The sequence below is a fragment of the Clostridium sp. 19966 genome (assembly GCF_032335695.1).
Lineage (GTDB): Bacteria > Bacillota > Clostridia > Clostridiales > Clostridiaceae > JACTOJ01.
In genome coordinates, this window is sequence record NZ_JACTOJ010000001.1 from 164,384 (window position 1) to 176,120 (window position 11,737).

Below are 11,737 nucleotides of genomic sequence, written 5' to 3' on the forward strand. Positions count from 1 at the left end.
AAGGGGCGAGAATATGGAGATTAAAGAATTAGTCACAACAAAAGCTAAAGAAGCCAAAAATGCAGCAAGAGTTATGGCGTATATAGATAGTGATGTAAAAAATAAGGCCTTGTCAGCAATGGCTGAGGGGCTTATTAAAAATAAAGAAAATATAAAAAAAGCTAACAGTCTGGATATGGAAAATGGAAAAGAAAAAGGATTATCTAATAGCCTTCTGGATAGGCTGCTTTTGAATGATGCCAGAATAGATTCTATGGCTCAAGGGCTTATGGATGTTAGCAAGCTTGAAGATCCCATAGGTGAAACTATAAGAGGATGGAAGAACGAGGATAAATTAGATATAGCTCAAATGCGAGTACCTTTAGGTGTAATAGGAATTATTTATGAAGCTAGGCCAAATGTAACTGTGGATGCGGCGGCACTTTGCATCAAATCTGGAAATGCTGTTATACTGAAAGGTGGATCAGAAGCTTTGAATTCGAATAAAGCTATTGTAGAAGTTATTTATGAAGCTGGAATTAAGGCTGGGCTTCCAGATGGATTCATCGAATTCTTAGATATTAAGGATAGAGAAGCAGTAAATGTGCTTATGAAGCTTAATACCTATGTGGATGTTATAATTCCAAGAGGAGGAGCGGGTCTTATAAAGAATGTGGTAGAAAATTCTACCGTTCCAGTTATAGAGACAGGTGTAGGAAATTGTCATGTTTTTGTAGATGAAAGTGCAAAAATCAAAGAGGCTATAAATATTATAGTTAATGCAAAGACTCAAAGGCCTGGTGTTTGTAATGCTATGGAAACATTGCTGGTGCATGAAAAAATAGCAAAAGAATTTTTACCTCTTCTCCATGAGGAACTTAAGAAATTCAAAGTTGAAATTAGAGGCTGTAAGGTGACAAATAGCATACTAAAGGATATTAAAGAAGCAGAAGAATCGGATTGGGAAGCAGAATTTTTAGACTTAATATTGGCGGTAAAGGTAGTGAAATCCATAGATGAGGCAATTGACCATATATACGAATACAGTACTAAGCATTCAGAAGCAATAATAACAGAAAATTACAGCAATGCACAAAAGTTTTTAAAGGAAGTAGATGCTGCAGCGGTATATGTAAATGCTTCAACCAGGTTTACTGACGGAGGTAAATTCGGCTTTGGCGGAGAGATAGGAATAAGTACTCAAAAGCTTCATGCAAGGGGACCTATGGGCCTTAGAGAGCTTACGAGCACGAAATATATCATATATGGAAATGGGCAGATAAGAAATAAATAATATACAATTAGGAATAATAACTGTTAAGTAGAGGAATACTACCATAAAAAAGAAAGGAATGTTTATAATGACATGGGGCTTTTTTAATTATGGCATGGGATTCCCTTATTTTCTTAACTCAGCAGATGACAATGGACTTAAAAACTATCACGATAAGTACGCAGTTTATGTAAACAACGACTATATAGGTGAGAAGGCATTGGTCACTCAGGGAGATAGCGTAAACAGCATTAGAAATTTTTTAAATGATCAAGGCTATGATAATTTTGCGACCAGTATTGAAGGCAGCAGATACAGCATAAAGTGCAATGAAGAGTCCAGCGGAAGCATAAAAAATGCAGTGAGCGTATATTTAAAGAATAAATAATAAAGGAATACTTGAAAGTTTTCTATGAATCTAATTAGAGGCGGCATAAACTTATGCCGCCTCTACATATATGTAATTAATTTCTTAAATTAATTATTTATCAAAATATCTTTCTAATAATCCTTTGAAAGCTCTTCCATGACTTGCTTCTTCTTGGATATGAGGAACAACTTCCCTACGGTGTAGGCTCTGCACGGAATTTCGTGGGAAAATCCCTTGAGTTTTCCCACGAGTTTTCAGAAATTTTAATTCTTCTATTACCTAAAGTGTAACATCTTTATAATTTTTTGTCTCTTTACAGCATTGCCAAGATAATATCCCCATATTTATAAAAAATATCGGCATCACCTTTTTCAAAACGTACTAACTCCTGAAATCCACGATAAAGCTCAATGCTCTTTGCTTCAAAGAATATAATATCCATTTCTTTTAAAACTTCTTTAATAGTAGGATATTCCCTAGCGCTTTCTTGAGGATAACCGTCAAACCAACATGAGTATAACGACCATGCAACATCACAAAGTATTGATAAGGTAATTGTTTCGTCATTTTTATCTAATTCGAACATATCCAAAATAACTGTTCGCGCAAGATATCGTTTTTTTGTGTTATTTTTAGAATCATTATTATTCAAAATTTATTACTCTTGACCAATAAAAAAAAGTAGACACAGTTCCAATAATATTACCTCTATGGCATATACCTTCGTTCCTCAATCCGTGTACTGCGTACATAGAGTTGGTACATAAAAAAGCTCCTACAACCCTTTATTTACAAAGGTCTATAGGAACTTTGTGAGCCACAAAAGTATATATGGTCGGCTTATTTAAAATATCTGTTCAAAAGACCTTGGAAAGCTCTTCCATGACGAGCTTCATCCTTACACATTTCATGAACTGTATCATGTATTGCATCTAAGTTTAACTTCTTAGCAAGAGTAGCTAAATCCTTTTTACCTTGGCAAGCACCATGCTCAGCATCAACTCTAGCTTGAAGATTTTTCTTAGTATCAGCCCATACAACTTCTCCAAGAAGTTCTGCAAATTTTGAAGCGTGCTCTGCTTCTTCGAAGGCTATTCTCTTATAAGCTTCAGCAATTTCAGGGTATCCTTCTCTATCAGCTTGTCTACTCATAGCTAAATACATTCCAACTTCTGAGCATTCTCCAGTAAAGTTAGCTCTTAATTCTTCAACTATTTTTTCATCTACTCCTTGAGCTACTCCGATAACATGTTCATCAGCCCAAGCCATTTCACCTTCAGTTTTTTCTATAAACTTTTCTTTTGGAGCCTTACAAACTGGACATACCTCTGGAGCAGTTTCTCCTTCATATACATAACCACATACTGAACAAACAAATTTCTTCATTTTTAATTCCTCCTATATCATTTATAATTTCCTTATTTTAAAATGGGTTTTTATATTTATATACCCGACAGCTATTATTATAGGATAATTATTATTAAAATGCAATAGATTTGGAAAAGTTTTTGGAAAAAGGTTTTTTATATGGATAATTCTAACCCTAAGTATTGTCTGCCGTCATCATCTATAAATTTAAGAGCTCCGTTATAAAGTATTGTCCCTGCATGGGAACCTTTTGTGATAACCACATAATTTTTTAGATTTCTATCCTCGCATATCGTATTAAATTTTAATGTATTAAATTCTTTTTTAAAAACAGCATTATCAAGTCCTGCCATTCCTAAGGAGTCAAACTCTTCATCTGATAACTTATTATCAAAATCAGTATCTCCAATTTTTATAAGTGCAGTTTTTAGATCCAAAGTAAGGGCAGCTTTTTTTATTGCTTTTCCATCAGAACCAAAGGCATTGATGTCTGAAGAGCTGTTGGATTTCCTTTCCATTTCTATTACATTGGCTGTTTCTGTAAGCATGCTTACATCAAATCTAAAATCAGCTGCATAAAGCCTTCTTGAATTTCCATCCTTGTATGCGCTGTTAATAAAAATTATTGCAGCAGAAAAAATAATTAATAATAAAATAAATGGAAGAAGTTTTTTTAATATATATATAACCGTATTAATCTTTGAGTGATGAATTTCAAAATTTTTGGACTGCATAATACTCTCATCCCTTTGAAATAAATTTATATAACTAATTTTAGTATTGCATTATTAATATATATTTATAACAAAGTAAAAAAGAAGTTAATTATATTCGCTCTTTTATTAATCCATTTCTGTAACACTCTAAAAGTAGCTCTAAATCCTTAATTTGATCCTTAAGTTCTATTCCTACGTCAGTGTTTTCAACTGTTTGCCTGTTAAGCACCTTTTCTAAAACTTGAGTAGTTGATATTATATCAGTTTCATCTTCAATAGCTTTTTCAGTGGATTCAAAGGGTTCATGAGTAGCAAGTACAAGTCCATAAGAATTATATATTAATGTATAGCCTGCGATTCCTGTCTTTCTCTGATAAGCTTTAGATAATCCTCCATCTATTACCAAAAGTTTACCATTTGCTTTTATGGGACTTTCACCATTTTTAGCTTCTACAGGAACATGTCCATTGATTATATGAGAAAGCTCTGAATTTAACCCAAAATCCATTAAAATATTATGAACGATTTTTTCATTATCTCTATATTTGTAATAGTAATTTTTAATCTCTTCATGAGTTTTAATATCATCAATAAAATATCTTTCAAAAGTTTTCATAACATTTTTTCCAAAGAGAGGAGAATTAGGACCTGACCACAGATACCATATGTAATCCATATTTTTTTGTTTGTCTGCATCTTGGTTATTAGAAAAATAAGCATTTCTAACAAAAGTTTCGTATTTACCTAAAAGCTCCTTTCCTTTGTATTCTTTTCCGTCTAACAATATGGATTGAAAATTTCCATCTTTATCAAGTGGAATACAGCCGTGGTACAGAAGATTGTAATTGTAATTTAAATATATACTACCCTTTGATAATAGAAATTTCATGTGCTTTTGAAGTTTATCACTGTTTAAAAATGAATTTTTTATTCTATTTATTAATTCTTCTTCCTCTGCAGTAAGTTTATATGGATCTTTTGGATCTATAGTAGGAAAATAATTATCTTTAAGGGTATAAGTTTTTCCATTAATATCAATAGTTCCCGCAGCATAATCAATATCTTCCAAAATAATTCTACTATTCATATTAAATTCAGGTCTTCTCTTTATCACAGCGCCTTCTAGTTTGAATTGAATTATAGATATAGCTTTATGCATCTTCGCAATTAAATCCATGTGTTTTTTATCGTAGCTGCAATCTGTTTCTATTTTAGCTTTAAAACTTTTGCAAGGATCATTTTTATATAATTCTAATGCAAAAGTAGCTAGTGGAAGAAGATTTATTCCATAACCTTCTTCTATAGTATCTAAATTAGCATATCGCAATGAAATTCTAAGCACAGTGGCAATGCAGGCCTCTGACCCTGCAGCGGCTCCCATCCATAATATATCATGATTTCCCCATTGAATATCAAGACTGTGATAATTCATAAGTGTATCCATTATAATATGAGCACCTGGTCCACGATCAAATATATCGCCTATTATATGAAGTCTATCAATAATTAATCTTTGAATAAGATGTGAAATGGCTATTATAAAATATTTAGCACGACGAATTTTGATTATGGTCTTAATTATCTCTTCATAATAGGCTTGCTTGTTCGAAATATTGTTCTGTTCATGAAGAAGTTCTTCTATGATATAAGCAAATTCCTGTGGCAGGGCTTTTCTAACTTTTGATCTGGTATATTTTGAAGATACAACTCTGCAGATTTCAATGAGTCTATAGAGTGTTACTTTATACCAATCATTTAGATTTCCTTCTGTAGCTTCTATGATTTCTAATTTTTCTTCAGGATAATAAATTAAAGTAGCTAAGGATTTTTTTTCTTCTACTCTTAAAGTATTGCCAAAGATTTCATTTATTTTAGTCTTTATAACGCCGGAACCATTCTTTAATACATGCTGGAAGGACTCGTATTCACCATGAACATCTGTAAGAAAATGTTCAGTACCTTTTGGCAGATTTATTATGGCTTGTAAGTTTATAATTTCTGTGCTGGCAGCTCCTATGTTGGGGTACTGTTTAGCTAATAGATTTAAATATTTTAAGTTTTCTTCATTAATATTCATATGGTTCATTGTCATTCCTCCTAGGAAGGATAATTTCTCTTCTTATGCATCTATTATATAGTATAAATACTATAAAGCCAAAGCTTATTGGATAGTTATATTTTTAACTTTTATATTAACAGATTGATGAAACATATATAATATTGATATACTATGCATATTAAGAACTATATATTTTATGGGAGAAGGATTATGGAAGAAAATAGACTTGATAGAATAGAAAAAATAATGTTATGTTTTTTCATTGTTTATCTTATAGTTAGCATTCCTATGGGGAGCTTAGGCTTTGTTCATCTATACATGATTTGGAATGTATTTTTGTCTTTATTACCTTTATTTTTTGCTAAGAGATTAAGAGGATATTTAGATTATTATAATAAAAAAATAATAGTGATAATATTATTTATCCTATGGTTTATATTTTTTCCTAATGCAGCCTATATGGTAACAGATTTTATACACATAAGCAATCAACCATTTTTTATAAAATCTAATATATATGGGCCAACAATGTATAACATGAATATTTATCCATGGTTAAAGCTCATACATATTACTGTAGGAGAAACTTTAGCTGCTTTTTCTGGAATGCTGTCTCTTTATATTGTGCACGGCATAATTGTGGAAAAAAAAGGAAAGTTGATTGGATGCATTATATTAGAAATAATATGTATATTGAGCGGTTATGCCATTTATGTTGGAAGATTTTTGAGATTTAATTCCTGGGATATATTAAGACCTTTTCATTTATTATCGGAGCTTGCATTAAATTTTAATTCGTTTACTCTAAGCTTTTCATTTTTGCTTTCGATATACATATTGTTTTCATATACTATTTTTTGTTTGTTTTATAAAAAATAATACAGGGCCATGTCTTAAAATGCTGATTGAAATAAATTACAGCATTTTTTAACATAGCCCATATATTATTTTACTACTTTAGTTATAGTAAACATGCTATCTAACAAATACCAATTCATTGGTGCCATCTTTCCTAGAGCCCAGAAACTAGCACCTCTTAGCCCGAATTGGTTAATAAGTTTATATTTTTCAAATAGACTCCTAGCATCTTCAAACCATACTACATGTTCAGCTCTGTTTTTATCATAATAATTGAAGTAGGGAGAAGCGGATTTTCTATCATAGTTTATAGCAGCTCTGTTTTGTGCAGCTATTTGCACAGCTTCAACATACCCAATACTTTTAGCAAATTCTCCACCGGGCATGTATGGAAGCGTCCAGTCATATCCATAGAGGGGAATTCCCATCATTATCTTCTTTGGGGGAATTACTGAAACTGCATAGGTAATAACTTTTCTAACTTCATTAATTGGAGCAACTGCCATAGGTGGGCCACCAGACCAGCCCCATTCGTAGGTCATAATTATTACAAAATCTACAATTTGGCCATGTGCTTTGTAGTCGTGTGCACCATGCCAAGCACCTTCTGTTATATCATAGGTTTTAGGAGCCAAAGCGGTTGCAACAGAGTATCTTGGATGAAGAGCATCTGTTAATTTTCTCAGAAAATTATTATAGGCCTGTCTATTAGCTGGAGATATTCTTTCAAAATCTACAATAACGCCGTAATAACCCTTGCTTTTTATGGTAGATAGAATATTGTTAATAAGAGTCTTCTGAAGAGAATCGCTGGTCATTATATTGTTAATTAAAGTAGTATCAAAGCCTGCACCGCTGATATTAGTTACAGAAAGCAGAGGGGCAGTGTTGTATTTTTTAGCTGAAGTTATTATATTTGAATCATTTATTGGGTCTAAGCCTCCGCTGGCATTTACATGATAGCTAAAAGGTGCTATATAGGTTAAGTAAGGGCCAGCTTCGTTAATCAATCTTGTTTCTCTTTCAGCATTTGATGGATTTATAAAGCCATTAGTTTCAATAACACCGTATCGTTTTGGCTTTTCAGGGATTATGATAGTTCTTCCGGGAGAAAGTGAATTAGGATCTGTTATATTATTAGATTTTATTATGCTTTCAGGAGTTACACCAAATCTTTTGGCTATAGAATAAACGGAATCCCTAGGTTTTACTGTATATATGGATTCTACTCCAGGTATAATCAGGGATTGACCCACTACTAAATATGGGATATCATTTAGTCCATTAATTTTTTTTAAGGTATCTTCGTTTACTCCATATCTTCTTGCAATGGACCAGGGAGAATCTCCTGAAGTTACTATATGGAATCTCAATAAAAGCACCTCTTTAATATTTTTACTGTATTATTATACTTAAGTTTGAGTAAATAAGTGAAGGAATATGAAAAAATACTTATTATTGGTGCACAATTAAAAAAATTTGTGATAGAATTATTTAATAAAGAAAATACACAATATAATTATAACTTTATAAGTTTTATGTATTTTTATATTTTATATATGGAGGGATTATATATGGCTGGAGTATTAGATGGATTAAAACCAGTTAAGGTTTTTAGTTTTTTTGAAGAAATAAGTAGGATTCCAAGAGGATCAGGAAATGAAAAGGGAATAAGTGATTACTTGGTTTCTTTTGCTAAGGAAAGAAATCTTGAGGTTATTCAGGATGAAGCTAATAATATAATCATAAAGAAAAATGGAAGCAAAGGTTATGAGAATTCTGCTACAGTAATCATTCAAGGGCATTTAGATATGGTATGCGAAAAAAATCGTGCCACTGTTCATGATTTTGAAAAAGATCCTATTGAACTAGTAGTGGATGGAGATTTTATAAAAGCTAAAGGAACCACCTTGGGAGGAGATGATGGAATAGCTGTTGCTTATGCTATGGCTCTTCTAGATTCTGATGATATAGCTCATCCTCCAATAGAAGTAGTTCTTACTACTGATGAGGAAAGCGGTATGTCTGGAGTAATGAATTTAAAACCAGATCATATAAATGGAAGAAGACTTCTGAACATAGATTCAGAAGAAGAAGGACAGCTTTTAGTAAGCTGCGCAGGCGGCATGAGAACCAATGTAGCACTTCCAATAGAATGGACTGAAAGCAGTATAAAAGGAACACACCTTCATTTAAGAATTGAAGGATTGAAGGGCGGTCATTCTGGATCTGACATAAAATTGGAAAGAGCCAATGCCAATGTTACTCTTGGAAGACTATTATATGATATTGCAAAAAGTGTTGAATTTGAGCTTTCTGCAATAAACGGAGGAGCTAAAAATAATGCTATTCCTAGAGAAAGCGAAGCTTTTATTATAGTTAAGCATGAAGATGTGGATAAAATAAAAGCTAAAGTGGAAGAGTGGGAATCTATTCTTAAAAATGAATATAGAAACAGTGATAAAGATATCAGAGTGGAACTAGATGTGATTGATGCAAAAGAGGAAAAAGTATTCTCTAAGGAAACAAAGGATAAAGCTATAAAGCTTTTAAATGTTATTCCTAATGGTATATATACTATGAGTACAGACATAGCAGGACTTGTACAAAGCTCTACCAATATAGGTGTACTTACTACCAAGGAAAATGAAATAGACTATGATAGTGCTGTAAGAAGCTCTGTAAGAACTCTTAAATACGATATACTTAATCAAACTATAATCATAGCAGAGGCTTTAGGTGCTAAAGTTAAGGTTACTTCAGAATATCCAGAATGGAAATATAATGCTAATTCAGAGCTTAGAGAAATTCTAAAAAAAGTATACAAGAGAATGTATGATGCAGAGCCTGAAGTAGTGGCTATACATGCTGGAGTTGAGTGTGGATTCCTTGAAGAGAAATTTGGAGCAATAGATATGATATCTTTTGGTCCTAATATATATGATGCTCATACTCCTGATGAAAGATTGAGCATATCTTCCACAGAAAGAACTTGGAACTATCTGCTTGAAGTTTTAAAAGAATTGAAATAACAATATTAAAATGCACATAAATTAACATTTATGTGCATTTTATTTATATATTTGTTGCTAAAATGTTAAAATTGCTAAAAATTATTTAATTCTACTGAAATATATTTACATATATTAGCTTTTGTATTATGATTAACTATCATAATGAGAATAAGCTTTAAGCATAGGTGGGGGAGTTATTTATGAGTTTGTGTCCATTTCTTTCAACTTCTGATGAAAAAATAAATTGCTATAAAGAATGCCCGTTTTATCACTATGAAGAAGATAGTGAAGGATGTCCTTTTAGAAAATCAAAGGCAAAAAGCACTATAAATATGAAAGAGATAGCTGGGTTTGATTTGACATATGATAATGAAGAAGATAAGCAATTTATAGAAAGAATTTATGTAAAAAACTATTTTTAATAAAAATTATTTAGATATTATGGGTCTGACATTTATTTAATGAATAAGGGTATGCATTAAATATTTAAACGTTTGCCTATATAATAGAGGTGCTTACTGGCTTTTGTAAAAGCGTGTAAGCACCTCTTTGACTTTTTACAAAGGTTCTGCTTTAAATTATTCTTCAAAATTACCAGAAAGCTTATGAAGAAGAGACTGTTTTAAATCCCAAAGGTTTTGAGATAGATCTATATAATAATTATGAGGATTTTCAAATCTTAGCACTTCAGGCCAAAGCTTATTTACTTCATCTTTAGCAAAACTTCTCAATGTGAGAGCATCAGGACTTTTGTATATTGTTTTCCCATTCTCGAATATTTTAACTTGAAGCTCTTTAATGTAATAGTTCTTAATTTTCTTCTTCTTCCAAGTATATACAGGGTCAAATATAGTTAAAGGCTTAGTAACGTCTATAACCTCATTATTTAGTGTAAGCAAATCTGCTATTGCCTTGTCAGAACTTTTTTCAAATATTCTATATATTTTTTTGAAACCAGGATTGGTTATTTTTTCCTCGTTTTCACTAATCTTAATCTTAGGAATTATTTCTCCATTTTCTTCTAGGGCAGAAAGCTTATATACACCGCCGAAAACAGGTTCTGATTTAGCAGTGATAAGTCTTTCTCCTACGCCGAAGCCGTCTACTTTTGCCCCTTGAGATAACACATCTGAAATTATATGCTCATCTAAGGAATTGGATATTATTATTTTAGCGTCTGAAAAACCCGCCTCATCCAGCATTTGTCTGCACATCTTAGTAAGATAAGTTATATCACCGCTATCGATTCTTATGCCTGCAGGTCTAATTCCTTGAGGAACTAAAATTTCTTTAAACACTTTTATAGCATTTGGCATGCCTGATTTTAGCACATTATAGGTATCAACTAAAAGTGTACAGTTATTTGGATAGGTTAATGCCCATGCCTTGAAAGCTTCATATTCTGTAGGAAATAACTGAACCCAGCTGTGAGCCATAGTACCTGTGCTAGGAACCTTAAACATTTCTTCAGAGATAGTGCAGGCTGTAGAAGAGCATCCGCCAATTACTGCAGCTCTAGCGCCATATATAGCTCCGTCGTAACCTTGAGCTCGTCTAGAACCAAATTCCATAACAGGTCTTCCATCAGCTGCTCTGCAAATCCTATTAGCTTTAGTTGCTATGAGAGTCTGATGATTAATGGTTAGAAGAATCATTGTTTCTACGAATTGAGCTTGTATAACAGGGCCCTTTACTGTAACCAAAGGCTCGTTTGGAAATACGGGGTTACCTTCAGGTACAGCCCAAACATCGCAGCTAAAATTAAAGTCTTTAAGATAGTTTATAAAGTCATCACTGAATATATTTTTACTTTTGAGAAATTGTATATCCTCATCAGTAAATTTTAAGTTGGAAAGATATTCTATAAGCTGCTCTACTCCAGCCATAATACAATATCCGCCTCCGTCTGGAACTCTTCTGAAAAACATATCAAAATAGGCAATTTTATTTCCTACACCGTTTTTTAGATATCCATTTCCCATGGTAAGCTCATAGAAATCTACTAACATAGTTAGATTTCTTTCATTTTTCACATCAAATCCATTAGAATTCATAATAAAAACTCCTATAAAAAAAATTTATAAAACATTAACATTAATT

The 11,737-nt window shown here is 32.2% G+C and carries 11 protein-coding genes; 5 read left to right on the forward strand and 6 right to left on the reverse strand.

Annotated features, from left to right (window positions below):
• Window positions 1-13 precede the first annotated feature (13 nt).
• Together IAI10_RS00685 and IAI10_RS00690 are read left to right on the forward strand one after the other, a co-directional pair.
• Window positions 14-1,273, forward strand: coding sequence for a glutamate-5-semialdehyde dehydrogenase (locus IAI10_RS00685; protein ID WP_315671378.1), 1,260 nt, complete (start codon window positions 14-16; stop codon window positions 1,271-1,273).
• A 67-nt stretch (window positions 1,274-1,340) separates the two neighbouring features.
• On the forward strand, window positions 1,341-1,640 hold the full coding sequence (locus IAI10_RS00690; RefSeq protein ID WP_315671379.1) for a hypothetical protein: 300 nt from the start codon (window positions 1,341-1,343) through the stop codon (window positions 1,638-1,640).
• A 295-nt stretch (window positions 1,641-1,935) separates the two neighbouring features.
• Here IAI10_RS00690 and IAI10_RS00695 read toward each other — a convergent pair whose 3' ends face one another.
• The 4 genes from IAI10_RS00695 to IAI10_RS00710 all read right to left on the reverse strand — a co-directional run bounded on the left by IAI10_RS00695 (window position 1,936) and on the right by IAI10_RS00710 (window position 5,798).
• Window positions 1,936-2,274, reverse strand: coding sequence for a hypothetical protein (locus IAI10_RS00695; RefSeq protein ID WP_315671380.1), 339 nt, complete (start codon window positions 2,272-2,274; stop codon window positions 1,936-1,938).
• A 188-nt stretch (window positions 2,275-2,462) separates the two neighbouring features.
• Window positions 2,463-3,008: an NADH peroxidase gene (locus IAI10_RS00700; protein WP_315671381.1), complete on the reverse strand. Its 546-nt coding sequence runs from the start codon at window positions 3,006-3,008 to the stop codon at window positions 2,463-2,465.
• A 137-nt stretch (window positions 3,009-3,145) separates the two neighbouring features.
• Complete coding sequence (locus IAI10_RS00705; protein WP_315671382.1) at window positions 3,146-3,724, reverse strand: hypothetical protein; 579 nt, start codon at window positions 3,722-3,724, stop codon at window positions 3,146-3,148.
• Window positions 3,725-3,815: 91 nt separating this feature from the next.
• The gene (locus tag IAI10_RS00710) at window positions 3,816-5,798 is read right to left on the reverse strand and encodes a fructose-1,6-bisphosphatase (RefSeq protein ID WP_315671383.1); all 1,983 of its coding nucleotides are present in this window, start codon (window positions 5,796-5,798) and stop codon (window positions 3,816-3,818) included.
• A 177-nt stretch (window positions 5,799-5,975) separates the two neighbouring features.
• On the opposite strand from IAI10_RS00710, the gene IAI10_RS00715 reads away from it, so the two are divergent.
• On the forward strand, window positions 5,976-6,644 hold the full coding sequence (locus IAI10_RS00715) for a DUF1361 domain-containing protein (RefSeq protein ID WP_315671384.1): 669 nt from the start codon (window positions 5,976-5,978) through the stop codon (window positions 6,642-6,644).
• Between the two features lie 65 nt (window positions 6,645-6,709).
• On the opposite strand, the gene IAI10_RS00720 is transcribed toward IAI10_RS00715, so the two are convergent.
• Complete coding sequence (locus IAI10_RS00720; protein WP_315671385.1) at window positions 6,710-8,005, reverse strand: glycoside hydrolase family 18 protein; 1,296 nt, start codon at window positions 8,003-8,005, stop codon at window positions 6,710-6,712.
• A gap of 192 nt (window positions 8,006-8,197) precedes the next feature.
• Between IAI10_RS00720 and IAI10_RS00725 the strand changes: the two genes are divergently transcribed.
• Both IAI10_RS00725 and IAI10_RS00730 read left to right on the forward strand, forming a co-directional pair.
• The gene (locus IAI10_RS00725; RefSeq protein ID WP_315671386.1) at window positions 8,198-9,655 is read left to right on the forward strand and encodes an aminoacyl-histidine dipeptidase; all 1,458 of its coding nucleotides are present in this window, start codon (window positions 8,198-8,200) and stop codon (window positions 9,653-9,655) included.
• Between the two features lie 182 nt (window positions 9,656-9,837).
• Window positions 9,838-10,059 carry a hypothetical protein gene (locus IAI10_RS00730; protein WP_315671387.1) on the forward strand — a complete coding sequence of 74 codons (222 nt, stop codon included), beginning with the start codon at window positions 9,838-9,840 and terminating at the stop codon, window positions 10,057-10,059.
• 156 nt (window positions 10,060-10,215) lie between these two features.
• Here the strand turns inward: IAI10_RS00730 and IAI10_RS00735 are convergent, their stop codons facing one another.
• Window positions 10,216-11,691 (reverse strand): nicotinate phosphoribosyltransferase, encoded by a 1,476-nt coding sequence (locus tag IAI10_RS00735; protein ID WP_315671388.1) that lies wholly within the window; start codon window positions 11,689-11,691, stop codon window positions 10,216-10,218.
• Window positions 11,692-11,737 lie beyond the last annotated feature (46 nt).

What these genes read in the sequence shown, in the direction of transcription:
- IAI10_RS00725 (WP_315671386.1), top strand. Translation starts at nt 8,198, where the DNA reads ATGGCTGGAGTATTAGATGGATTAAAACCAGTTAAGGTTTTTAGTTTT.
- IAI10_RS00690 (WP_315671379.1), top strand. Translation starts at nt 1,341, where the DNA reads ATGACATGGGGCTTTTTTAATTATGGCATGGGATTCCCTTATTTTCTT.
- IAI10_RS00715 (WP_315671384.1), top strand. Translation starts at nt 5,976, where the DNA reads ATGGAAGAAAATAGACTTGATAGAATAGAAAAAATAATGTTATGTTTT.
- IAI10_RS00685 (WP_315671378.1), top strand. Translation starts at nt 14, where the DNA reads ATGGAGATTAAAGAATTAGTCACAACAAAAGCTAAAGAAGCCAAAAAT.
- IAI10_RS00705 (WP_315671382.1), bottom strand. Translation starts at nt 3,724, where the DNA reads ATGCAGTCCAAAAATTTTGAAATTCATCACTCAAAGATTAATACGGTT.
- IAI10_RS00730 (WP_315671387.1), top strand. Translation starts at nt 9,838, where the DNA reads ATGAGTTTGTGTCCATTTCTTTCAACTTCTGATGAAAAAATAAATTGC.
- IAI10_RS00735 (WP_315671388.1), bottom strand. Translation starts at nt 11,691, where the DNA reads ATGAATTCTAATGGATTTGATGTGAAAAATGAAAGAAATCTAACTATG.
- IAI10_RS00700 (WP_315671381.1), bottom strand. Translation starts at nt 3,008, where the DNA reads ATGAAGAAATTTGTTTGTTCAGTATGTGGTTATGTATATGAAGGAGAA.
- IAI10_RS00710 (WP_315671383.1), bottom strand. Translation starts at nt 5,798, where the DNA reads ATGACAATGAACCATATGAATATTAATGAAGAAAACTTAAAATATTTA.